Below are 22,071 nucleotides of genomic sequence, written 5' to 3'. Positions count from 1 at the left end.
TATCAATAGGCGACCAAGTTGGTATTGGACGTGACCTACACCACTCTGCGAATCTCATTCAGGCACGCCACGTTTCGGCGCCCCGAATGTTGCAGAGAAAGGTCGCCACGCATGAGTTCACCCACTCGCAGTTCCGAGGAGATCAACGCCAAGGCGCGAAGAGCCGGTATCGCTTCGTTCATCGGAACCACTATCGAGTGGTACGACTTCTACATCTACGGCACTGCCGCTGCCCTGGTATTCGGCGACATCTTCTTCTCCGACACTCTCCCGAACGGAGTCGGAACTCTCCTCGCCTTCATCACGCTCTGGGCAGGCTTCCTCGCCAGGCCGATCGGCGGGATCATCTTCGGACACCTCGGCGACCGGATCGGACGCAAGAACACTCTCGTCATCACCTTGATGATGATGGGTGTCGCCACGGTAGGCATCGGACTCCTCCCCACCTACGCACAGGTCGGGATCTGGGCGCCGATCGGTCTGGTCACCCTTCGCGTCATCCAAGGAGTCGCGGTCGGTGGCGAGTGGGGCGGCGCAGTGCTCATTGCCAGCGAAAATGCACCGAAGGGCAAGAGCATCCTCTACTCCGCGTTCGCCCAACAGGGCTCACCCGCCGGAAATCTGTTGGCCACCATCGCGTTCTTCCTTCTGTCCTCGATGCCGACGCCGTCGTTCCTCCTGTACGGATGGCGCATCCCGTTCATCATCTCGGCGGTGCTGGTCATTCTCGGGATGATCATTCGCCTCAAACTCGAAGAGTCGGACGAGATGAAGGCCGTTCTCGCACGCAAGAAGGTCGTCAAGCTTCCGCTCGCCGAAGTCTTGCGCAAGCATTGGGTACTGGTTCTCCTCGGCGCCGGCGCACTTCCCCTCGCCCAGGTCACCTATTTCAAGAACACCTTCGCATTGTCCTGGGCTACAAAAGAACTCGGATACGATCGAGGAACCTTCCTGGCCGCCATCGCGATCGCGCTCGTCGTGCAGTTCATCGTCCAACCTTTCGGTGCCGTCCTGGTCTCCAAGATCGACATGCGAAAAGCCATGTGCCTGATGGTGATACCGGAGTTCGTCCTCATGCCCGCCATGTTCTTCGCGATCCGAACCGGGAACTTCACCATCGCAGTCGTCGCGATGTGTCTGGCCACGATCCCGCACTCGATGTTCTACGGCGCCATCGCCGGCGTTCTCGCTCGTGCCTTCCCCGCCAACATCCGTTATACCGGTCTGTCGACGGCGTACCAATTGTGTTCCCTTGTCGTCGGCGGCGGAACTCCCGTACTGGCGCAGTGGATGCTCAACACGTCAGGCAATATCGTCGGGGTCGCGATCGTATCCGGGCTGTACGCCCTTGTCTCGCTGATCTGCACCCTGCTCCTGCTCCGACGTACCGGCTACAACGCGGGCGAACTCTCGACGGCCGAACAAGCGGACTACGACGAACTCGAACTCGAAAACACTCTTGTCAATACTGCGAACTCACCGAAGTCCGAAGCGGGTGAGATTCCTACCGGTCGGGCAACCGTCTAGGCCAGGGACGGCAGCGCCTGCTCGGACAATTTCAACACTTCGAGAAGAGCAGGTCTGTCGTCTCCCTCTCGCCAGGCGATACGCAGTTGAAGAGGAGGAGGTGGGTCCATGACCGGAACAAAGACAACATCAGGATTCACGATGCTCTGGGCCACCGAGGAAATGGTCAACGAGCATCCGATTTCCGCGGACACCAGCGCGATCAACGACATCGAATCCGGTGCCGTCTGCACGATGCGAGCCAGGAACCCTGCGTTCTTCGAGGCAGTGAGCAGAGACTCCCGCAGAATCGAACCTGGCTCCGCCGGAAGCGTCACCCAATTCTCGGACTCCAATTCGATCAACCGAACCGAGTCCCTCGACGCCAACGGGTGGTCTTTGGACATGGCCACCAGAAAGTTCTCCTCGGCGATCAATCTCGACGTGATCCCGAGCGGCGGTACGGTCCACCGCACCATCCCGATGTCGAGTCGTCGATCGAGCAGCATCAACAACGCCTCGTTCGCGAAAGCAGAACTGTCGAGCACGAATTCGATACCGGGATTGGTCTTTCTCACCAATTTCGCCCACCGCCCGACGAGCAGATGCGAAGAAGTCCCCGCGAAACCCAGGCGAACGCGACCTGTCGTTCCCTTGCCTGCCGCAGACACCGCGATCTCGGCCATCCGGCACGCGTCCAGAATCTCGCGCGCCGGAAGCAGCAGCGCTTCACCGGCAGCAGTGAGCCGCACAGTTCGAGTGCTCCGATCGAACAACGGCGAACCGAGCTGTTTCTCGAATTGCCTGATCGTTCGACTCAGCGGCGGTTGCGCAATCCGAAGCCGCTGCGCCGCACGGCCGAAATGTAGCTCCTCAGCCACCGCGAGAAATGCGTTGATCTGATGAATTTCCACCCGACATTGTTGCGCCACACCGGCCGAACATGTCAAGTTCCGAAACCGACCGAGTGCGCGAAAGAACAAGAAGAGGTACAGACGTGGACAAGACCCTCTCGATGAAAGAGGCCGTCGGCCGATACGTCGAAGACGAGATGACCGTTGCGCTGGAGGGATTTTCGCATCTCATTCCTTTTGCCGCGGCACACGAGATCATCCGGCAGGGCAGAAAGGACCTCACCCTCTGCCGGATGACGCCGGACATCGTTTCCGATCAACTCGTCGCCGCCGGCTGCGTCCGAAAGCTGGTTGCCTCGTTCTTCGCCAGTGGCTCCGCAGGTTCTCTGTACGAGTTACGCAGACGCATCGAGAACCAGGACCCGCTCCCCCTCGAAGTCGAGGAATACAGCCATTACGGCATGGTGTGCCGGTATCAGGCGGGAGCGGCCAGACTTCCCTTCTTCCCGCTGCGGTCGTACGCCGGTAGTGATCTACCCGCACTCAACCCACAACTGAGACTCGTCGAGGATCCGTACGGAGGCGGGAGCGTCTACGTTGTGCCGCCGTTGAATCCGGATGTGACGATCATCGGCGCACAGCGAGCGGACACGTCCGGGAACGCACAGATCTGGGGCATCGCCGGGGTGCAGCAAGAAGCCGTTTACGCCGCGAAGAAGGCGATCGTCGTTGTGGAAGAGCTTGTCGACGACGAGGTCATCAGGTCAGATCCGAGCCGAACTCTGATTCCCTCGCACGCCGTCGACGCGGTTGTCGTCTGCCCGCGCGGCGCGCACCCGTCGTACGCACAGGGATACTACGACCGCGATTGCGGCTTCTACCGACGCTGGACCGAGATTTCCAAAGACCCTTCGTTGCTGAGAAATTGGCTCGACGAATGGGTGTACACACTCGGCGATCACGACGAATATCTCGCCAAGCTCGGAGCCGACTACTGGTCGGATCTCGAGGTCGGATCAAAACTCTCCACACCTGTCGACTACGGGAGCAGACTGTGACCACCACGATTGTCAGCGGTAACACCACCTCCACCGAAACGATCGTCGCCGTCGCGGCACGCGAGTTGGCGGGTAAGCGCCGGGTCTTCGCCGGAGTCGGGCTCCCCACGCTCGCAGTCGATCTCGCGCGCCACACGTCGAATCCGGACGTAGAACTGATCTACGAATCCGGAGTGTGCGGCGCGCATCCGTCGGCGATGGCCGAAGGTATTGCCGACTCCGTCGTGGTCTCCGGCGCCGAATCCGTGCTCAGTATGGCCGCACTCTTCGGTTATGTCCTGCAAGGTGGCAACGTCGACGTCGGTTTTCTCGGGGCCGCTCAAATCGATCGAACGGGAAGCCTGAACACAAGTTTCATCGGTGACTGGAAGAACCCGACGGTCAGACTGCCCGGAGCAGGCGGGGCCGTCGAGATCATCGCGAACGCGGCCGAGATCTTCGTAGTGATGCGTCGCCACGACCTCAGTTCCTTTCCGGCCGCGCTCGACTTCTGCACCTCACCCAGCCCCGCCCGCGCCCACGCCAGCGGAAAGGGCATCATGCCGGCAGGTGCAGGAGTGACAAAGGTGTTCACCAACCTCGGTGTCCTGACACACCAGGGCCCCGGCGGCGAGTTGGAGCTGACCAGTGTCCACGAAGGCATCTCGGTCGATCAGGTGCGAGAGGCGACGGGATGGGATCTGGCCGTCGCCGACCACGTCACCGTCACCACCCCACCGTCCGGTACGGAGATCGATCTGCTCCGCAACACTATCGACAAAGTCAGGCTGTACCTGCGGTGACACTGTCCCGGAGCCTGCCGACGGCGTCGACCAGCACGGCTTCGGGATACGTCGCGAAACACAGTCGAGCGCTTCGACCGAGGCCAGCTTCGACCGCGAAGGCCGAACCTGGGACAAATGCCACGCCATGCTCGAGCGCGGCACCCAGGAGTTCGGTGGTGTCGACATCGTCGACGAAATCCATCCAACAGAACATCCCGCCGCGGACCTCGGAAAAGCGTGCACGCCCACTCAATTCCGTCTCGGCGGCCGTGACCAACGCCTTCGCCCTCGCGCCGTACCCCGCTCGAAGCACGTCGAGATGCGCGTCGAACCATTCGACGTCGGAGAAGAGGTCTGCGGCGATCTGCTGGGTGAGCGAAGACCCGCACAGGTCAGCGCCTTGCTTGATCAGTTCGACCGCCTCGCAGACCTTTCGGTCGCCGTGCAGCCAGCCGACGCGCAGCGCCGGTGCCAACACTTTGGAAGCACTGGACAGCCGAATCACCCTGTCCGACAACGCCGCCAGCGGTGCGGGCGATTTCTCGCCGAAGTACAGTTCGCCGTACGGGTCGTCCTCGAGCACCCAGAACCCGTATCGGTCCGCCAGTGCCGCCAAGTGCGCTCGCCGCTGCGCCGAAAGCACCGCGCCGCGCGGGTTGTGGAAATTGCTCACGGTGTGAACAACTTTGGGCCGAAGACCGGCGGCAAGTTTCGTCTCGAGCGCGTCGGTATCCATTCCGTCCTCGTCCAGCTGGACGGGAACGAGACGGGCCTGCGCCGTTCGAAAGACCTGCAGCGCACCGGTATATGCCGGTTCCTCCACGACCACGACGTCACCGGCGTCGAGGAGGACCTGCGCGAGCAAGCTCAAACCTTGCTGAGAACCGTGGGTGATCACGACTTCGGACACGTCGAGTGTCCGCCCGATCTTGGATGATTCGCGCCCGGCGATCACCTCACGGAGGCGCCGCAGGCCTGACGTCTCGCCGTATTGAACGGACGAGGGGTCACCGAGTGCGTCGTGGGCTGCCTTCGAGATTCGCTCCCGCGGAATGAAATCGGGATCGGGCAGTCCGCCGGCCAAGCTGATGACGTCGGGCCGGGCAGTCAGGGTGAGCAGATCGCGAATTGCAGAACTACGGAGTCCGTCCATACGAGCAGACAGCGCGGCGTGTGTCATATGAAGCTCCCAGGCACGCAGAATGAAGGTCAGAGGAAAAACACCCTGAGCCGTCCTGGGTCAACGGGGCGGGAGAGCGCCGAGATACCGACCCTTGATTCGGTCGGTATCTCGACTATCCCACCAATACTTCAGTATGTGAAACAGAGTTCCCACACTGTAAGAAGGCTCTGGTCGGTTGTCAGTCCAGGTCGTCGTGACGCATGAGCTGACGAGCAGCCTCGGTGATCGATCCGGTCAGCGACGGGTACACCGAGAACGTCTGCGCCAGGTCGTTGACCGTCAGGTTGTTCTGTACGGCGATCGCGATCGGCAGGATCAATTCCGAAGCAGTGGGTGCGACCACAACACCGCCGATGACCACGCCGGTAGCCGGGCGGCAGAAAATCTTCACGAATCCGCGACGCAAACCGGACATCTTGGCGCGCGGGTTGGTGTTGAGCGGCAACATGACGGTGCGCGCAGGCACCTCTCCGTTGTCGATCGCCGCCTGCGAAACACCCACCGTTGCAATTTCGGGACGTGTGAAGACGGCCGACGCGACGGTCTTCAACTTGATCGGGCTGACGCCTTCACCCAGTGCGTGGTACATCGCGATACGTCCCTGCATCGCAGCCACCGACGCGAGCGGGAGCAGTCCGGTGCAGTCACCGGCGGCGTAGATACCGGAAACCGTGGTGCGCGAGACCCGGTCGACACGCAGGTATCCACCCTTGTCCAACTCGATGCCGACCCGCTCCAGGCCGAGACCGTTGGTGTTGGGGACGGAACCGACGGTCATCAGAGCGTGGCTTCCTTCGACCGTGCGGCCGTCGGAGAGCTTGACGACGATGCCCTTCTCGGTGCGCTCGACGGCGTCCGCGCGGGCGTGCTTGACGAGGGTGACACCGCGCTCGGCGAGGGCGTCCTCGAGCACGAGCGCCGCATCGGCATCCTCGCCGGGCAGAACACGGTCGCGACTGGACACGAGCGTGACCTTGACGCCCATCTCGGTGTACGCGGAGACGAACTCGGCACCGGTGACACCGGAACCGACCACGACCAGGTGCTCGGGAAGCTCATCCAAGTCGTAGAGCTGGCGCCACGTCATGATTCGCTCACCGTCGGGCTCGGCTCCCGGGATGATGCGGGGGCTGGCGCCGGTGGCGATCAACACGACGTCTGCGTCGATGGTCTTCTGCTCGCCGCTTCCGAGCGTCGCGCGAACCTGGTGTGCTGCCATACCGAGGAGTGGATCGGTCAGTTCGGCGGTGCCGGAGAGAACCTCGACGCCTACCGTCTGCAACCGTGCGCGAATGTCCGAGGACTGGGACAACGCGAGACTCTTGACTCGGGAGTGGATCTTCGGCAGTGACACCGAAGCCTGCTCCGGATCCAGAGTGATGCCGAGGTCGGATGCACGACGCATGTCGGTGCGGATTCCGGTGGACGCGATGAACGTCTTCGACGGGACACAGTCGAACAGCACACACGCACCGCCGACGCCGTCCGAATCGACCAGGGTGACCGTGGCCCCGTGCTGCGCGGCTACCAGTGCCGCCTCGTAGCCGGCGGGTCCGCCACCGATGATCACGATCCGGGTCATGTGTCCTCCAAGTCCTCGCGTGGCCGGCAGGGGTCTCCCGTCGACCAGTGTCACGCTATTCGAGCACCACGTGTCGCGCAGTGCTTGTACCAGATTACTTGCGTCCGGTGGTCCGCTTCGCCACACCCTCGGACCACGGTTTAGGCTTGCGCCCGTGTCGATTTATGCCGCCTACGGTTCCAACATGCATCCCGAGCAGATGTTGTTGCGCTGCCCACACTCCCCCATGTCCGGGACAGGGTGGCTGCGAGGCTGGCGCCTGACCTTCAGCGGCGAGGACCTCGGCTGGGAGGGTGCTCTCGCCACCGTGGTCGAAGATCCCGATTCCAGTGTTTTCGTGGTGCTCTACGACGTCCCGGAAGAGGACGAAGTGAGTCTGGACCGCTGGGAAGGTGCCGAACTGGGTCTGCACCGCAAGATCCGCGTGCGGGTCGACACCGCCGGCGACGCGGTACTTGCGTGGCTCTACGTCATGGATGCGTACGAAGGCGGGCTGCCGTCGGCCCGCTACATCGGTGTGATGGCCGACGCTGCCGAGATTGCCGGAGCGCCGGCCGAGTACGTACGAGAGTTGCGGACGAGAAACAGCCGCAATGTCGGTCCGGGTAACGGTGTTACCGATTAGATAGCTGTCCTGCTCAAAGCAGCAGGAAATACGCGAGCACTGCCAGTGCTGCGAGCACCACCACAACCGTCACGCCGATGAGCACACGCTTGGAACCGCGCGACTCCGATTCGCCTGCGACAACTGCAGTTTCCGGCTCGGCGGTCGCCACCCCGGCAGCGGTTTCTGCCGCCACCTTCTCGCGTCCCAGGGTGTCGAACACCTCGGTCACGTCGTGTGAAGGCGGCAATCCGATCGGCACGATAGTGTGCGACGTCGAGGTGAATCCGGCAGCCAGAATTGCGGCTCCCAGCGCAGCCGACTGCTCAGGTCCGGGACCGAGTTCACATCTGACACCGAGCTTTTCGGCAATCCCGGCCGCTATGGACATCATGGCCGCTTTGTCTGTCGCCGGTTCGCCGTCACCGGTGACGACTACGGCGTCCAGGTTCTCCGGCATCCAACCGAACGCACCCAGAGCCGTCGCGAGGCGTGAACTCGGCGAACTCCCGTCGCCGGCAAAGCCGAATGCACGGCCGGCCGCGACACCAGAACGCACGAGGGTGACCGCTGCCCCGGTGTCGTCCACGTGATAGATGCCGATGAGCGTGCCGGCGAGTGCCGCGATTTCCGACTCGAACCACGCCGACACGGCCTCGGCATCCGAGACGAGTGTGACTCGTTCGAGGCCCGCGTAGACCAGCGAATCCTGCATGAGGGCCGCTGTCGACGAGTCCCAGCGTGACGGGTAGGTCGCGACGATGTCGGGCGCTCCCCCGCTTCGACCACCACGATCGGGCAGCGGCTCGCATTCCTGCAACAGACAGCGAATCGAGGTCGCCACCAAATCCTCGGCGCGGTAACGAGTATCGGCAGTTCCCGCGACGCCACTCGGGTCCCCGACGCGACCGACAAAGCCCGACCAGCTCTCGGCGAACTCACGGCCGGCACCCAGTTGCTCGGTGCCACCGAGCACCGTCGTTCCGTCCTTGCGTTGATTGAGGATCGTGTCCCGAACCAATACCACCGGATCGGCCGAACCCGGATCGTTCGACGCAACGACAGCCGTCGACACCAATGTGCCGATTCGCACTCCCACACCTATGGACATGCCCGTACCTTCACTCGAACGACACGAAAAACGGTACCCCCGACGGGAACCGGAACTATCCCAGAACCAGGCTCGTCAGAACCTTCACACCGACGCCGAGTGCTCGCTCGTCGAGATCGAAAGTGGGTTGGTGGATGTCGAGCTGATCGCCTTCACCCGACCACACGCCGAGCCGCGCCATGGCCCCCGGCACCGTTTCGAGGTACCACGAAAAGTCTTCGCCACCACCGGATTGCGGGGTGTCCGCCAAAGCATCTTGTCCGACGGTCGCGATGGCGTCCTCGAACATCCGAGTGGACACCTCGTCGTTGACGACCGGAGGCACTCCGCGACGATAGTTGAGTTGGTAGCGAACTCCGGTGGGTGCGAGCAGTCCGTGGACGATTTCTTCCACGAGCGGTTCGAGCAACTCCCAGGTGTCGTGATCGCCGGTACGTACCGTGCCCGTCATCATGCCGGTCTGCGGAATCGCGTTGGGCGCCTGACCTGCGCTGACCGCGCCCCACACCATGACGGTTCCGGTACGCGGATCGATACGACGGCTGAGCATTCCCGGCAGCCCGGTCACGACGGTGCCGAGCGCGTAGATCAGATCCGTGGTCAAATGCGGCCGCGACGTGTGCCCACCCGGAGAGTCGAGGACGACCTCGATCGTGTCTGCAGCTGAGGTGATCGCGCCCAGGCGCATTCCCACCTGGCCTGCCTCGAGTCGCGGATCGCAGTGCAGAGCAAAGATTCTGGACACACCGTCGAGCGCGCCCGCGGCGATGACGTCGAGTGCTCCGCCAGGCATGACTTCCTCGGCGGGCTGGAATATCAGCCGAACCCCGACGGGAAGTTCGGGCAGCGTGGCCAGAGCCAGTCCGGCGCCGAGCAAGATGGTGGTGTGGGCGTCGTGGCCGCACGCATGGGACACACCGGGGACCGTGGACGAGTACGTCGCTCCGGTCGCCTCCTGCATCGGCAAAGCGTCCATGTCGGCGCGCAGTGCGATTCGTGGACCCTCCGGTCCGATATCGCACGTGAGACCGGTGCCACCGGGAAGGATCTTCGGCGACAATCCAGCGGCAGTGAGGCGGGTGGCGACGAATTCGGTGGTCGCGTATTCGCGGCGAGCCAACTCCGGGTTGGCATGGATGTGTCGACGCCACGCGACGAGGTCGTCGGTGTGCGCGTGAATCCACGTGTCGATTGCCGCGTTCACCGGCGATCTACCCCTTCCAACAGACGGGCGCGTTGTTCTGGATCGGACGCTACCCGGACAGCAGTGCGGGCCAACGCAATTGCACCGTCGACTACCGCTCGATCTGCGGAGGTGGTGATACACGCAGCCGCGAACTCCGGCTGATGTGTCACTGCCCCCGATGAATCCAAGCCTATGACCGGGTGAATTCCCGGAATCACATTGGTCACATTACCCATATCCGTACTACCCAGTGGACGGGAGCGCTCCCATTCCGCTGCCAGTGGCACCCGTCCGAGATCGACGATCTGTTCACGGTACGCCGCCGCCAGCCACGGATCGGGGGTCAGCTCGGTGTAAGTAGGCGATACCGTGCGGATTTCGTGGGTGCACCCGGTGCCGAGTGCTCCCGAGGCGAAGCAGGCCTCGGCACGCTCGGACAGATTGGCCAACGACGCGGCTGTTTCGGCACGCAGGTAGTAGAGCAATTCGGACCGAGCCGGAACGATGTTGGGAGCCGTGCCGCCGTCACTGACGATTCCGTGAATCTGCTGACCTGGCTGCAGGTGCTGACGCAAGAGTCCGACCGCCACCTGCGCGAGCGTCGCTGCGTCGGCGGCGTTACGACCGAATTCCGGCGCAGCAGACGCATGCGCCTCGCGACCGTGATAACTCACGGCGATGTCCGCCAAGGCCAGCGAGGTCGCACCGATGATGTCGATCGGCCCTGGATGAACCATCATGGCCGCGCCGACGCCGTCGAAGGCACCACGCTCGAGCATCAGGACCTTGCCGCCACCGGTTTCCTCCGCCGGAGTACCGATCACTCGGACGGTGATCCCCAGTTCGTCGGCCACGGTAGCCAACGCGATGCCGGCCCCGACCGCTGCGGCGGCAATGATGTTGTGCCCACAGGCATGACCGATCTCGGGCAGCGCGTCGTACTCGGCGCAGATCGCGATGACCAACTCTCCGCTGCCGTAGGTGGCATCGAAAGCCGTCGGCAGATCGACGATCCCGTGAGTGACCGCGAAACCGTGCTGCGCCAGCAGGTCCGACACTTTGGCAGCGCTGCGGAACTCCTCGAAGGCGAGTTCCGGGTCGCTGTGAATCGAATGCGACAGCGCAATCAGATCGGCCTCTACGGACCTGACTGCGCTGTCGACATTCTGGTTCACGCGATCATTGTCTCACCCGAAGGAGAAGTTGCTCTTGTCAGTCACCTGAGCGAGGTCTGCAAGAGCATCGCGGTGGATGCCTGCCTTGATTCCCGCCAAGTTCTTGCCGTGAGTCGACGTCAGTGCCGACGCCTTGGCCACAGCAGCGGCGAGCACTCCGTCGCCGTCGACCGTTTCCTGCACGATGCCGGCAGCGAGTGCGTCGGCGCCGCCGAAGCGACGCCCCGTCGTCATGGCATCGACTGCCGTCTGCTTGGGCAGACGACTGTTCAGCAGTGCAGACATCCCGACAGTGAACGGCATGTTCAGTCCCACCTCGGGCAGGCAGTAGAAGCCGCGGTCCGCGCGCATGATCTGGAAATCGTGCGAGGACGCGAGCATGGCGCCGGCGCCGAACGCGTGCCCCTGCACGGCCGCGACCGTGGCCATCGGGAAGGTCAGCAAACGGCTGTAGATGGTGTGGACCTTGTCCAGGTAGCCGGGGAGACCGTCGAGATTGCCGAAGATCCACGTCGTGTCCAGGCCGTTCGTGTAGAACTTGCCCGTCGCCGTCGTCACCAGGGCTGCGGGCCCCTCGTGCGCTTCGACCTCGTCCAACTTGCTGTGAACAGCGTCGATCCACTCAGGGCCGAAGCGGTTCTCGTTGTCCGTTTCGCCCTCGTTGCCGAGGTACAGGATGAATACGTCGCCGTCGCGTTCGAGATAAGGCATGGATGGGAGAGTAACGCCCGCCAACTCACCCGGCGAACCGACCCGACTCCTCAGTAGGGTTGCTCACATGGGAACGATCGCCGAGGCCGCCGCCGCTGCTCTGTCCGCCATGACTGGCTCTTCGTCACCGTCAGTCGCCATCGTGCTCGGGTCGGGGTGGACCGATGCCGCAGACGTGTTCGGCGACGCCGGTGCGGACGTGACAGCCGAAGTCTCGATGGCGGATCTTCCTGGCTTCGCCCCACCGTCCGCCCTCGGCCATGCGGGCACCATTCGTTCGGTGCGCGTCGGAAACACCGAAGTCCTGCTGCTGCTCGGGCGCGCGCACGCATACGAGGGCCACGATCTCGGTACCGTCGTCCACCCGGTCCGGACAGCCATTGCTGCCGGCGCCGACACCGTCATCCTCACCAATGCGGCCGGCGGTATCCGCGAGGACTACGCAGTGGGACAACCAGTGCTGATCAGTGACCACCTGAACCTGACGGCCCGCTCTCCCCTCGTCGGCGCAGAGTTCGTCGACCTGGTCGACGCCTACTCGCCGGAACTGCGTGCGCTGGCTCGCTCGATCGACCCGGACCTTGCCGAGGGTGTTTACGCCGGGCTTCCCGGTCCGCATTACGAGACTCCGGCCGAGATTCGAATGCTTCGTACACTCGGCGCCGATCTGGTCGGCATGTCGACGGTTCACGAGACCATCGCGGCCCGCGCGCTCGGCGCCCGCGTTCTCGGCATCTCCATGGTCACCAATCTGGCCGCCGGAATCACGGGCGCCCCACTGGACCATCAGGAGGTGCTGGCGGCAGGCAAAGCCTCGGCGGCCCGGATGGGAGTGCTGCTGCGTCAACTGGTCGAGCAGCTGTGACACCACTGAACGTCACCGAGTGGATCGACGCCGATCCGGACCCAGTTACCCGCGCAGAGTTAGCAGCCCTTTCGGAACATGAACTGACCGAACGCTTTTCCGCACCACTGACGTTCGGCACTGCTGGGCTTCGCGGGCCGGTGCGCGGCGGACCCAACGGAATGAACCTCGCGGTCGTCATCCGGACCACGGCCGGTCTGGCGGCCTGGCTGACAGCTCGCTGCCAGGGCGGGTCCCGCGTTGTGGTCGGCCGCGACGCCCGGCTCGGTTCAGAGGCATTTGCTCTGGCCGCCGCCGAGGTCATGGCAGCCGCCGGGTTCGAAGTGACCCTGCTCCCCCGCCCACTGCCGACACCGCTGGTGGCGTTCGCGGTGCGCAGGCTCGGGGCAGCGGCAGGGATCCAGATCACCGCCTCCCACAATCCTGCCGCCGACAACGGTTACAAGGTGTATCTCTCGGGCGGAGCGCAACTCGTCTCCCCCGCCGATCGTGAAATCGAGAGCGAGATCGCTCGCATCGGTAGTGCCGCCGACGTCGCGCGGGCATCGGTGATTCCGGCCGACAACTCTCTGGTCGAGGAGTACATCGCCCGCATCGCGACCCTCCCGCACGGCGACGCACGCTCGATCCGGATTGCGCTCACGGCAATGCACGGCGTCGGCGGCGAGACTGCGGCCGCGACTCTGCGAGCAGCAGGATTCGAGGACCTGCACGTCGTGGCGGAGCAGTTCGATCCCGACCCCACGTTTCCGACCGTCGAGTTCCCCAATCCCGAAGAGCCCGGCGCCGCAGACCGCCTGCTCGCCCTTGCCCGAAGTGTCGACGCGGATCTGGCGATCGCACTCGACCCGGATGCCGACCGCTGCGCCGTCGGAATTCGCGACGGTGATCAGTGGCGCATGTTGCGCGGCGACGAAACCGGGGTGCTCCTGGCCGACCACGTACTGAGCACGGCGCCCGAAGATTCGTTGGTGGCGACGACGATCGTCTCCTCGACCCTGCTCTCGAAGTTGGCGAAAGCCCGCGGAGCCAGGTTTGCGCAGACACTCACCGGATTCAAGTGGCTCACGCGCGCCGGCGACGGACTCGTCTACGCCTACGAGGAAGCGATCGGGCACTGCGTCGATCCGGATGTGGTGCGGGACAAGGACGGAATCTCAGCTGCCGTTCTGGTGGCCGACTTGGCTGCCACCCTCGCGGGCAGCAACAGAACCCTGTTGGACGTTCTAGGCGACTATGCCGTCGAATTCGGACTGCATTGCGGGGACCAAGTATCCCGCCGCGTCGAGGACTCGAGTGACATCGCGGAAATGATGAAACGGCTACGCGCCGATCCGCCTGGCCAACTCGCGGGTGAGCCGGTCACGACCGAGGACTTGTCCCTGGTTCGCGGTGGTATGCGCACCGACGCAGTGATATTCGACGGGCCGTCGATCCGCGTGGTTGTTCGACCGTCCGGAACCGAGCCCAAGCTCAAGTGCTATCTCGAAGTTGTCGTCCCGGTGGCGAACCGCGCCGACCTCGCGAACGCAGTAGAGCAGGCGAAGGCCCGGCTGGCCGAACTCCGAACCTTCGCCTTTTCGCTCTAGCGGGGTCCGAACTGCCGATCGCCGGCGTCACCGAGACCGGGGACGATGAAAGCGTTCTCGTCGAGTCCGTCGTCGATGCTCGCGATGACCAGACGAACCGGGTGGCCGGACGCCGCCAGCGCGTCGACGCCGGCCGGAGCGGCCACGACGCACACTGCCGTGACATCCGTCGCGCCACGCGCAACCAGCAAGTCGATGGTGTGCACCATCGAACCACCGGTGGCGAGCATCGGATCGAGCACGAACACCGGGATCCCGGACAGATCCGCCGGCAGGGATTCGAGGTACGGAACCGGCTGATGTGTCTCTTCGTCACGTGCCATTCCGACAAAGCCGACGCCGGCCGACGGAATCAGCGCACTCGCCTGTTCGACCATGCCCAGACCGGCCCGCAGCACCGGTACCAACAACGGCGGCTTCGCGAGCCGGATGCCCGTCGTCGCTGCTACCGGGGTGTCGACCGGGAACTCCTCGACCTCCGCGTCACGCATGGCCTCGTAGACCAGCATGTGCGTGAGCCTGCGAAGTGCGGAACGAAAAGTCGCGTTCTCACTGCGTGCGTCACGCATTGTCGTCAAGAGGGCCGCCGCGAGCGGATGGTCGACTACGTGCGTTTGCATGACCATCAGAATAGTTCCTCGGGAACCGGAGCACCCCGCGCGGCGTCCAAGAAGGAGTAAGCGCAACGGGGGGAAGACAAGTTGACAAATCTGGATCTGGACACTGAAAGCATCGCGGAGTTCGCCAGGCGGTTGGGCACTGTTGCCGACAACGTCGCGCAAGCTCGACAGGACGCAGCGGGTGGCGATCACATGGCTCTGTCCGCTGTGCTCGGGCTGATCGGCGGCGACTTCGTCGGCGTCGCGGGCCGGGCACAACAAGCGCACATCGACGACATCGATCGACTGTCCACTGTAATTTCCAGTGTCCGGTCGGCCGCCCTCGACGCTCATGCCGTCTATCTCGACTCCGAGGAATCGGTACGAAGGACTCTCGCTGAAGCCGCACGCTCATGATCGACGTCGACGCACTCGCACGACCGATCATCGATCTGGTCGACACTGTCGGGACTGGTGCCCCCAGCGCAAGTGGACCCGACGTCGGCATCCGAATCGCCACGGACGCCCTCGAGATCGCATACCAATTGGGAAGCGCTGTTCTGAGCGAACTGGCGTCCTCTCAGAGCTCGTCCACGGCACTCACCGCTGCGGTGACCAAAACCGAGCAGACGCAGACGTCGACGCGAAACCTCGCCGATCGTGGGACCGACATCGCCGGCGTCGTGGACGAAGCGACAACGTCCGTGTACGCGGGAATGACCGAACTCGGTGAGATTCTCCAGTCCTTTCTGACACTCGCGATCAAGGCCGGGCCGACGCTGATGACACCGACGGGCCAATTGATGTTGTTGTCGGCCGCGTTGGAGCACCTCGGAAGCGCGGTATCGGTTATCGAGCGGGTACGCGGTGAGTTGGCCGGGTCGACCGACAAGATGTCCGCACTCGTCCCGTCCGTCCCGATACCCGATCCCGCACCTGGAGTCTCCGGTTCGGCGGGTGGTTCCGGCGATTCTGTCGATTCACTCCTCGCGATACCGCGCTCCGGAGCAACCGGCGCCAGCAGTTCAGGTGGCGTTGAGGTCGAACTTCCCGACGGCTCGATTGCCACCGCACCGAACGCCGAGGCCGCTGCTGCCGTACGCAACGCGCTCACTCAACAGGGTGTCCCGTACGCCTGGGGAGGCACTACGCCGGGAGTCGGTCTGGACTGCAGCGGGCTGACTCAATGGGCGTACGGCCAGGCCGGAGTCGACATTCCGAGGTTGGCTCAGGAACAGGGAATCGGGAACCAGGTCGATCAGAACAATCTGATGCCGGGCGACCTCGCGGTCTGGGACGGCCACGTCGCGATGGTGATCGGCGGCGGCCAGATGATCGAAGCCGGCGACCCAGTCGAAATCAGCGCCATCCGAACCACGAACAGCGGCATGGGCTTTCACGGCTTCTACCGTCCGACGGAATGACAGGGAATCATGCCCGAGAACAAGCGCGAATCACCGCCGATCACCACAGCCGTAGCCGTCAACCGCAACGGAACCATCGCGGTCCGCGCCACGGAGCACGCCGTGCCCGTGGACCTGAGGATCAGCCAGGACGAACTGCGGTACGGCGGGCAGCGGTTAGCGCAGCAGATACTCACGCTGTGCTCAAATGCAGCAATCGAAGCCGGCGCCCGCCATCGTGTGGAGCTCGAGGAGACCGGAGTCCCGGCAGCGATCCTCGATCGGCTCGGTCTACCGACCCGAGACGAACTGGCCGATGTCGACGCCGCCGAGGGCCAGAACCTTCCGTCGAGCTGGATGCGTTCGATATGAGCGAGATTGATCGAATCATGGAGCTGGCGAAACACCGGACCGGACTCTTGCAGGAAGCCGTCGACGGGGTCGGCGCTCTGCGGGCAGTCGTCTCGAGCGAGGGCGGGATAGTCACGGCGACTGTCGACGGGCTGGGCGCTCTGGTCGACCTACGGATTACCGACGCAATCACCGCGATGAATTCTCGCACGGTGGCCGCATTGACGGTGGCAACAATTCACCAGGCAGTTCAACAGTCCAACGACGAACGAGAGCGACTGGTCAGTGAGCTCCGAGTGGCACTGAAACAAACGTGACGAACCCCCGCTATGCCTTTCGCTCTGCGGTGGATAGGCTTCCGCCCATGGCTGGAGACATCGTCCCTATCGAAATCGGACTCACCGACGGAGACCTCGTCACTTTGTGGGCACCCCGCTGGCGCGAGGGCGACGACGAGTGGGAAGCGTTCCTCGGCCATGAGGAAGACCTGTACGGGTTCTCCTCCGTCGCGGAACTCGCGGCCTTCATCCGAACGGACTCCGACAACGACCTGGTCGAGCATCCGGCGTGGGCCGTCGTCTCCGGACTGTCGGCAGCCGAGTTGGAACCGGAAGAGAACTTCACGTTCGACTTCGTCGGCGTGCCGGAACTGGCCGCAGGTGACCCTGAGGCACTGGTGGTCTCGGAACTCGAAGACACCCTGAACATGGCTCGCAACATCGGTGAGGTGTGCGAACTCGACGCGGTCATCCGCTTCTTCAGCGGCCATCCGGTACTCGGCGCGCTTGCCACCGGCGCCGGCACCTTCGAAGGCCGCGAAGGCCTGGAGCTGTGGGACCAGGTCGGCGCTGCGATCGTCAAGGACTGGGACGCCGTTCTCGACGCCATCGACAAGGTGGTCACCTCCCCGAAGGTCGATGCAGCCGCCGTCGCGGTCGCCGAAGCTGAACTGCTCGCTGCCGCCGAGAACACCGTCGACGCCGACGATGTCGCCGAGGAGGGCGAGGACGAGGAATTCGACGAAGACGACCTCGAAGAGGACGAAGACGAGGTCGAGACCTTCTGGGGCGAGGTCGGTGTCGACCCGATCCGCATCATCACCTCGGCCGAGACGTTCTACACTCTGCGCTGCTACATGGGAGATCAGGCGATCTTCCTCGGCAAGGACGGACTGATCACCGTCTTCCGTAGCGAGCGCGCACTCGCTCGCTACCTCGCCGACAACCACGAACACGATCTCTCGCAGGTCAGTACGTACGGCGAAATTCAGAATGCGGCCGTCGACGGTTCACTCGAAATCGAGGTCACGGACGAGAACGTCTACGTTCTGCCCGGTATCGCCGACGACCTCGCCCAGGGCCCGGACGTCGTAGATGCCGAGCAGCTGGAACTCGCAGTCGAATTGTTCACCGATGCAGCAGATTTCGCCGACGACGACTCCACCGATGAGGCTCTGTCCGCGTCGACCGAGCTGGGTTGGTACGTCTCGTACCTCCTCAACCCCGATCCGTCGCGGATGGCTCCGAGTGCGCCGTTCACCAAGGAATCCGAGGCCTGGCGCGAACTCGAGCGCGAGTTCGAGGCCCGGCTTCGATCTGAATAGTCGGGCGCACGTCATCTAGCCGATGAGCACGGCGTAGCCCGGCTTGATGACGTCGTCGATCAACGCGAGGCGCTCGTCGAACGGGATGAAGGCCGACTTCATCGCGTTGATGGTGAAGCGTTCGAGATCGGTCCATCCGTAACCGAAGGTCTCGACCAACGCGGCCATTTCCCGGCTCATGGTGGTGTCGCTCATCAGCCTGTTGTCGGTGTTGACGGTCACTCGGAAGCGCAAGTCCGCCAAGAGTCCGAACGGATGGTCCGCCAGGGCGGCTACCGCTCCGGTCTGCACGTTCGAACTCGGGCACAGTTCCAGGGGAATGCGCATGTCACGGACGTAGTTCGCGAGCCGACCCAACTCTGCCCCACCTTGCACTCCTACGTCGATGTCGTCCACGATCCGCACGCCGTGGCCCAACCGATCCGCTCCGCAGAAGGCGATGGCTTCGTGGATCGACGGCAACCCGAAAGCCTCACCCGCGTGAATCGTGAAGTGGGCGTTCGCGTCACGCATGTACTCGAAAGCGTCGAGGTGCCGGCTCGGTGGGTTACCGGCCTCGGCACCGGCGATGTCGAAACCGACAACCCCGCGGTCCCGGAATCGCACAGCGAGTTCGGCGATCTCCCGCGACCGCGCGGCATGCCTCATCGCCGTGAGAAGACAGCCGATGCGGATCTCCCGTCCCGCGACCCTGGCAGCGGATTCGCCGGCCCGGAAACCTTCGAGAACGTGCTCGACGACCTCGTCCAAACTCAGGCCTTGTTCCAGGTGCTGCTCGGGCGCAAAACGGACCTCGGCATAGACGACGTTGTCGTCGGCCAGATCCTCGGCACACTCACGTGCCACCCGTGCGAGCCCTTCGGGGGTCTGCATCACGGCGACTGTGTGCGCGAACGTTTCGAGGTAGAGCTCGAGCGATCCACTGTCAGCGGCAGTTCGGAACCATTGCGCCAGTTCGGATGCCGTATTCGCCGGCAGCTCGTCGTAGCCACATTGCTCGGCCAGTTCGAGAACGGTCTCGGGTCGGAGTCCTCCGTCGAGATGATCGTGGAGAAGAACTTTGGGTGCGCTGCGGATCGTGGTCAACTCCGGTGCGTTCATTCGCCAACGCTAACGCGAATCACCCACAATTCGCTCGATGAGCAACGGTCGCGAAACGGTGTCGGAATCGGCCCCGATCGACCATCCACCGCCGAGGCTTCGTCGCGCTGCATCAAATCTCTCGGGAGTGTCGGTGTGCAGTGTCATCAGCGTCTGCCCGGCACGGACCACGTCGCCAGGCTTTGCATGCATCTCGATGCCGGCACCGGCCTGGACGGCTTCGCCCTGCCGTTCGCGTCCGGCTCCCAGTTTCCAGGCCGCGATGCCCACCGCCATGGCGTCGAGTCGGGTCAGTACGCCGTCTCGGTCCGCGGTGACGACGTCGCTGTGCCGTGCCACCGGCAGCGTCGCGTGTGGGTCCCCGCCTTGGGCGGCGATCATCGCGCGCCACCGGTCCATGGCTGTGCCGTCGGACAGTTTGTCTGCGGGGTCGATACCGTCGATCCCAGCCGCGGACAGCATCTCCCGAGCCAGGACCAGGGTCAGCTCGACGACGTCCGACGGCCCGCCTCCTGCCAGCACCTCGACGGATTCACGTACCTCGAGGGCGTTGCCCGCCGTCAATCCGAGCGGGGTGTCCATCCCGGTGATGAGAGCGCTAGTACGCACGCCGGCGTCGTTGCCAAGCTCGACCATCGTGCGTGCCAACTCTCGCGCGTCGCCGAGGTCCTTCATGAACGCTCCGGAACCGACTTTGACGTCGAGCACCAGGGCGCCGGTTCCCTCGGCAATCTTCTTGCTCATGATCGAACTTGCGATCAGCGGAATGGATTCCACCGTTCCGGTCACGTCGCGCAGCGCGTAGAGCTTCTTGTCCGCGGGGGCCAGATTCGCTCCGGCAGCGCAGATCACCGCGCCGATTTTCGGATCCGAGAGAATGTCGACCATCTCCGTCGCCGTGAGCTCGGCTCGCCAACCTGGAATGGCCTCGAGCTTGTCGAGAGTTCCACCGGTGTGGCCGAGTCCGCGGCCCGACAACTGCGGGACTGCAAGACCACAGGCAGCGACGAGGGGTGCAAGCGGAAGGGTGATCTTGTCCCCCACTCCACCGGTCGAATGCTTGTCGACGGTGGGCAGCGGCAAGTCCGAAAAGTCCATCCTCCCGCCGGATTCGATCATCGCCTCGGTCCATCGGCCGGTCTCTGCTCGTGACATTCCTCGGAAATAGATCGCCATCGCGAGCGCCGACATCTGCTCGTCGCCGACGATCCCCTGTGTGAACGCCTGAACTATCCAGTCGATCTCGGTTCCCGACAACTCGCGGCCGTCACGCTTGGCGCCGATGATGGAAACTGCGTCAAACATGGCGGAGCCCCTCTGCTTGTTCCGGCCCGAAAGCATCAGGCAACAGCTCGCTCAGCGGCTTGAACCCACTGCTCGTGTCGACAAGCATCTCACCCCCGCCGTGCTCGAGAAGAAGCTGTCTGCACCTGCCGCATGGCATCAGAATCGAGCCCTTCGCGTCGCAGCACGTGAAGGCAACCAGCCGCCCGCCCCCGGTGGCGGCTAAGTTACCGACGAGTCCGCATTCGGCACACAGGCTCAAACCGTATGAGACATTTTCCACATTGCATCCTGAGACGATCCGACCATCGTCTACCAGGGCAGCTGCACCCACTGCATAGCCCGAGTACGGTGCATAAGCCTGCCGCATCACCACTTGCGCGTTGTGCCGCAACAACTTCCAGTCGATGTCACCCATGGTTCGTTATCCAATCACGCCGACTGAATGGATGCAGAAACCACGCCGAAACCGGCTAGGTGAGATTGGAAAGGCAAACCTTACAAAGAGTTTGGTACGCGTACGAATCCCGCATCTGATTAGTTCCCGGTTTCACATAGGTTTAGAGTCTGAGTCAAGTCGGTTCAGGATCCCGTCGAGCCCGGGCTGAGGTACATCGAAGCTCTCTGCAGGCTCGACGCGTCCACCAATGACGTTGGAGGCACAGCACTCGATGAGTACTACGACTGAAGCCGCTCCTCAGAAGGAGCGCACGAGGTCGCTTTACCGGGGCGACCCCGGAATGTGGTCCTGGGTTCTACACCGGATCACAGGCGTCGCTACTTTCTTCTTCCTATTCGTACACGTTCTCGATACGGCACTCGTTCGGGTCAATCCCGATACGTACGACGCCGTCATCGATACGTACAAGAACCCCCTCGTCGGCCTCATGGAGATCGGCCTCGTCGGCGTAGTCCTCTACCACGCCCTCAACGGCGTGCGCGTGATGTTGGTGGACTTCTGGTCGAAGGGCCCGAAGTACCAGCGCGTCATGCTCTGGACCATTCTGACGATCTGGTTCCTGGTGATGATCCCAGGCGCCGGACGCATCCTCATCAACATGTTTGCGGAGCACTGACATGGCGACTACTCACGGACCCGAAGCCAAGAGCCTGGGCACCTCATACGACCGTCCCGCAAGCCTGGACAACCCGCGGTCCCCGCGCGCGAAGGCTCGGAACAACTTCGAGTTGTACGCATGGCTCTTCATGCGCTTCTCCGGCGTCGCCCTGATCGTTCTGGTCCTGGGCCACATGTTCATCATGCTGATGCTCGACGGTGGCGTTCACCGTTTGAACTTCGCGTTCGTCGCAGGTCGCTGGTCCAGCCCGTTCTGGCAGTTCTGGGATCTGACGATGTTGTGGCTGGCACAGCTGCACGGCGGTAACGGTCTGCGCACGGTCATCGCGGACTACTCCCGCAAGGACTCCACGCGCTTCTGGCTGACCACGATCCTCGTTCTCTCGATGATCCTGATCATGGGCCTGGGCACGTACGTCATCTTCACCTTCGACCCCAATATCTCGGCGAGCTAGGGGAGCACA

At 63.5% G+C, this 22,071-nt stretch carries 24 protein-coding genes; 13 read left to right on the top strand and 11 right to left on the bottom strand.

Features of this window, described 5'->3' with window-relative positions; genetic code table 11:
* The first annotated feature begins 111 nt into the window (after positions 1-111).
* On the top strand, positions 112-1,527 hold the full coding sequence (locus YH3_RS12190; RefSeq protein WP_064443409.1) for an MFS transporter: 1,416 nt from the start codon (positions 112-114) through the stop codon (positions 1,525-1,527).
* Here the strand turns inward: YH3_RS12190 and YH3_RS12185 are convergent.
* Positions 1,524-2,420, bottom strand: a complete 897-nt coding sequence (locus YH3_RS12185; protein WP_030535055.1) for a LysR substrate-binding domain-containing protein — start codon at positions 2,418-2,420, stop codon at positions 1,524-1,526. The two genes, YH3_RS12190 and YH3_RS12185, sit on opposite strands and share 4 nt — an antisense overlap.
* Positions 2,421-2,503: 83 nt before the next feature.
* Here YH3_RS12185 and YH3_RS12180 point away from each other — a divergent pair, with 83 nt between their 5' ends.
* Both YH3_RS12180 and YH3_RS12175 read left to right on the top strand, forming a co-directional pair.
* Positions 2,504-3,418: a CoA transferase subunit A gene (locus YH3_RS12180; protein ID WP_238592560.1), complete on the top strand. Its 915-nt coding sequence runs from the start codon at positions 2,504-2,506 to the stop codon at positions 3,416-3,418.
* Entirely contained in the window at positions 3,415-4,200 is a 786-nt protein-coding gene (locus YH3_RS12175) for a 3-oxoadipate--succinyl-CoA transferase subunit B (RefSeq protein ID WP_003940707.1), read from the top strand. Before YH3_RS12180 ends, YH3_RS12175 begins: the two co-directional genes overlap by 4 nt.
* On the opposite strand, the gene YH3_RS12170 is transcribed toward YH3_RS12175, so the two are convergent.
* Both YH3_RS12170 and YH3_RS12165 read right to left on the bottom strand, forming a co-directional pair.
* Positions 4,181-5,362, bottom strand: a complete 1,182-nt coding sequence (locus YH3_RS12170) for a PLP-dependent aminotransferase family protein (RefSeq protein WP_064443407.1) — start codon at positions 5,360-5,362, stop codon at positions 4,181-4,183. The two genes, YH3_RS12175 and YH3_RS12170, sit on opposite strands and share 20 nt — an antisense overlap.
* A gap of 181 nt (positions 5,363-5,543) precedes the next feature.
* Complete coding sequence (locus YH3_RS12165) at positions 5,544-6,947, bottom strand: NAD(P)H-quinone dehydrogenase (protein WP_003940987.1); 1,404 nt, start codon at positions 6,945-6,947, stop codon at positions 5,544-5,546.
* Positions 6,948-7,101: 154 nt separating this feature from the next.
* Between YH3_RS12165 and YH3_RS12160 the strand changes: the two genes are divergently transcribed.
* A complete protein-coding gene (locus tag YH3_RS12160; protein WP_003940753.1) occupies positions 7,102-7,572 on the top strand; it encodes a gamma-glutamylcyclotransferase in 471 nt (156 codons plus the stop codon).
* Positions 7,573-7,585: 13 nt separating this feature from the next.
* On the opposite strand, the gene YH3_RS12155 is transcribed toward YH3_RS12160, so the two are convergent.
* The 4 genes from YH3_RS12155 to YH3_RS12140 are packed head-to-tail and all read right to left on the bottom strand — an operon-like array spanning position 7,586 to position 11,734.
* Positions 7,586-8,662, bottom strand: a complete 1,077-nt coding sequence (locus YH3_RS12155; protein WP_030535059.1) for a hypothetical protein — start codon at positions 8,660-8,662, stop codon at positions 7,586-7,588.
* A gap of 55 nt (positions 8,663-8,717) precedes the next feature.
* Complete coding sequence (locus tag YH3_RS12150) at positions 8,718-9,866, bottom strand: M20 family metallopeptidase (RefSeq protein WP_003940741.1); 1,149 nt, start codon at positions 9,864-9,866, stop codon at positions 8,718-8,720.
* A complete protein-coding gene (locus YH3_RS12145; RefSeq protein WP_047271752.1) occupies positions 9,863-11,023 on the bottom strand; it encodes a M20 family metallopeptidase in 1,161 nt (386 codons plus the stop codon). The genes YH3_RS12150 and YH3_RS12145 overlap by 4 nt, the downstream gene beginning before the upstream one ends.
* Positions 11,024-11,035: 12 nt before the next feature.
* Positions 11,036-11,734, bottom strand: a complete 699-nt coding sequence (locus tag YH3_RS12140) for an enoyl-CoA hydratase-related protein (RefSeq protein ID WP_003940710.1) — start codon at positions 11,732-11,734, stop codon at positions 11,036-11,038.
* Between the two features lie 67 nt (positions 11,735-11,801).
* On the opposite strand from YH3_RS12140, the gene YH3_RS12135 reads away from it, so the two are divergent.
* Both YH3_RS12135 and YH3_RS12130 read left to right on the top strand, forming a co-directional pair.
* Positions 11,802-12,599, top strand: a complete 798-nt coding sequence (locus tag YH3_RS12135; RefSeq protein ID WP_007727315.1) for a purine-nucleoside phosphorylase — start codon at positions 11,802-11,804, stop codon at positions 12,597-12,599.
* Positions 12,596-14,188, top strand: a complete 1,593-nt coding sequence (locus tag YH3_RS12130) for a phospho-sugar mutase (RefSeq protein ID WP_064443406.1) — start codon at positions 12,596-12,598, stop codon at positions 14,186-14,188. Before YH3_RS12135 ends, YH3_RS12130 begins: the two co-directional genes overlap by 4 nt.
* On the opposite strand, the gene upp is transcribed toward YH3_RS12130, so the two are convergent.
* On the bottom strand, positions 14,185-14,808 hold the full coding sequence (gene upp, locus YH3_RS12125; RefSeq protein ID WP_007727319.1) for a uracil phosphoribosyltransferase: 624 nt from the start codon (positions 14,806-14,808) through the stop codon (positions 14,185-14,187). The two genes, YH3_RS12130 and upp, sit on opposite strands and share 4 nt — an antisense overlap.
* Before the next feature lie 81 nt (positions 14,809-14,889).
* On the opposite strand from upp, the gene YH3_RS12120 reads away from it, so the two are divergent.
* The 5 genes from YH3_RS12120 to YH3_RS12100 are packed head-to-tail and all read left to right on the top strand — an operon-like array spanning position 14,890 to position 18,144.
* On the top strand, positions 14,890-15,204 hold the full coding sequence (locus YH3_RS12120; protein WP_003940812.1) for a type VII secretion target: 315 nt from the start codon (positions 14,890-14,892) through the stop codon (positions 15,202-15,204).
* Complete coding sequence (locus YH3_RS12115) at positions 15,201-16,211, top strand: C40 family peptidase (RefSeq protein WP_064443405.1); 1,011 nt, start codon at positions 15,201-15,203, stop codon at positions 16,209-16,211. The genes YH3_RS12120 and YH3_RS12115 overlap by 4 nt, the downstream gene beginning before the upstream one ends.
* A gap of 9 nt (positions 16,212-16,220) precedes the next feature.
* Positions 16,221-16,562: a hypothetical protein gene (locus YH3_RS12110; protein ID WP_007727323.1), complete on the top strand. Its 342-nt coding sequence runs from the start codon at positions 16,221-16,223 to the stop codon at positions 16,560-16,562.
* Complete coding sequence (locus YH3_RS12105) at positions 16,559-16,858, top strand: YbaB/EbfC family nucleoid-associated protein (protein ID WP_037129075.1); 300 nt, start codon at positions 16,559-16,561, stop codon at positions 16,856-16,858. The genes YH3_RS12110 and YH3_RS12105 overlap by 4 nt, the downstream gene beginning before the upstream one ends.
* Before the next feature lie 47 nt (positions 16,859-16,905).
* Entirely contained in the window at positions 16,906-18,144 is a 1,239-nt protein-coding gene (locus YH3_RS12100; protein WP_064443404.1) for a hypothetical protein, read from the top strand.
* 15 nt (positions 18,145-18,159) lie between these two features.
* Here the strand turns inward: YH3_RS12100 and YH3_RS12095 are convergent, their stop codons facing one another.
* The 3 genes from YH3_RS12095 to YH3_RS12085 are packed head-to-tail and all read right to left on the bottom strand — an operon-like array spanning position 18,160 to position 20,947.
* The gene (locus YH3_RS12095; RefSeq protein ID WP_050654872.1) at positions 18,160-19,245 is read right to left on the bottom strand and encodes an adenosine deaminase; all 1,086 of its coding nucleotides are present in this window, start codon (positions 19,243-19,245) and stop codon (positions 18,160-18,162) included.
* 9 nt (positions 19,246-19,254) lie between these two features.
* Positions 19,255-20,550, bottom strand: coding sequence for a thymidine phosphorylase (locus YH3_RS12090; RefSeq protein ID WP_064443403.1), 1,296 nt, complete (start codon positions 20,548-20,550; stop codon positions 19,255-19,257).
* On the bottom strand, positions 20,543-20,947 hold the full coding sequence (locus YH3_RS12085; RefSeq protein ID WP_019747693.1) for a cytidine deaminase: 405 nt from the start codon (positions 20,945-20,947) through the stop codon (positions 20,543-20,545). The genes YH3_RS12090 and YH3_RS12085 overlap by 8 nt, the downstream gene beginning before the upstream one ends.
* 253 nt (positions 20,948-21,200) lie before the next feature.
* Between YH3_RS12085 and sdhC the strand changes: the two genes are divergently transcribed.
* Together sdhC and YH3_RS12075 are read left to right on the top strand one after the other, a co-directional pair.
* Positions 21,201-21,605 (top strand): succinate dehydrogenase, cytochrome b556 subunit, encoded by a 405-nt coding sequence (gene sdhC / locus YH3_RS12080; protein WP_020969155.1) that lies wholly within the window; start codon positions 21,201-21,203, stop codon positions 21,603-21,605.
* 1 nt (position 21,606) lies between these two features.
* On the top strand, positions 21,607-22,062 hold the full coding sequence (locus YH3_RS12075; RefSeq protein ID WP_003940699.1) for a succinate dehydrogenase hydrophobic membrane anchor subunit: 456 nt from the start codon (positions 21,607-21,609) through the stop codon (positions 22,060-22,062).
* Positions 22,063-22,071: the final 9 nt, after the last annotated feature.

It is taken from the genome of Rhodococcus sp. YH3-3, from assembly GCF_001653035.1.
In the GTDB taxonomy this organism is placed as follows: domain Bacteria; phylum Actinomycetota; class Actinomycetes; order Mycobacteriales; family Mycobacteriaceae; genus Rhodococcus_F; species Rhodococcus_F qingshengii.
This window is presented reverse-complemented; position numbering and strand designations above follow the sequence as displayed.

Coding starts and splice junctions, on each gene's coding strand:
- YH3_RS12115 (WP_064443405.1), top strand. CDS start 15,201: ATGATCGACGTCGACGCACTCGCACGACCGATCATCGATCTGGTCGAC.
- YH3_RS12100 (WP_064443404.1), top strand. CDS start 16,906: ATGGCTGGAGACATCGTCCCTATCGAAATCGGACTCACCGACGGAGAC.
- YH3_RS12085 (WP_019747693.1), bottom strand. CDS start 20,947: ATGGGTGACATCGACTGGAAGTTGTTGCGGCACAACGCGCAAGTGGTG.
- YH3_RS12165 (WP_003940987.1), bottom strand. CDS start 6,947: ATGACCCGGATCGTGATCATCGGTGGCGGACCCGCCGGCTACGAGGCG.
- YH3_RS12075 (WP_003940699.1), top strand. CDS start 21,607: ATGGCGACTACTCACGGACCCGAAGCCAAGAGCCTGGGCACCTCATAC.
- YH3_RS12095 (WP_050654872.1), bottom strand. CDS start 19,245: ATGAACGCACCGGAGTTGACCACGATCCGCAGCGCACCCAAAGTTCTT.
- YH3_RS12135 (WP_007727315.1), top strand. CDS start 11,802: ATGGGAACGATCGCCGAGGCCGCCGCCGCTGCTCTGTCCGCCATGACT.
- YH3_RS12090 (WP_064443403.1), bottom strand. CDS start 20,550: ATGTTTGACGCAGTTTCCATCATCGGCGCCAAGCGTGACGGCCGCGAG.
- YH3_RS12155 (WP_030535059.1), bottom strand. CDS start 8,662: ATGTCCATAGGTGTGGGAGTGCGAATCGGCACATTGGTGTCGACGGCT.
- YH3_RS12110 (WP_007727323.1), top strand. CDS start 16,221: ATGCCCGAGAACAAGCGCGAATCACCGCCGATCACCACAGCCGTAGCC.
- YH3_RS12170 (WP_064443407.1), bottom strand. CDS start 5,362: ATGACACACGCCGCGCTGTCTGCTCGTATGGACGGACTCCGTAGTTCT.
- YH3_RS12190 (WP_064443409.1), top strand. CDS start 112: ATGAGTTCACCCACTCGCAGTTCCGAGGAGATCAACGCCAAGGCGCGA.
- upp (WP_007727319.1), bottom strand. CDS start 14,808: ATGCAAACGCACGTAGTCGACCATCCGCTCGCGGCGGCCCTCTTGACG.
- sdhC (WP_020969155.1), top strand. CDS start 21,201: ATGAGTACTACGACTGAAGCCGCTCCTCAGAAGGAGCGCACGAGGTCG.
- YH3_RS12105 (WP_037129075.1), top strand. CDS start 16,559: ATGAGCGAGATTGATCGAATCATGGAGCTGGCGAAACACCGGACCGGA.
- YH3_RS12140 (WP_003940710.1), bottom strand. CDS start 11,734: ATGCCTTATCTCGAACGCGACGGCGACGTATTCATCCTGTACCTCGGC.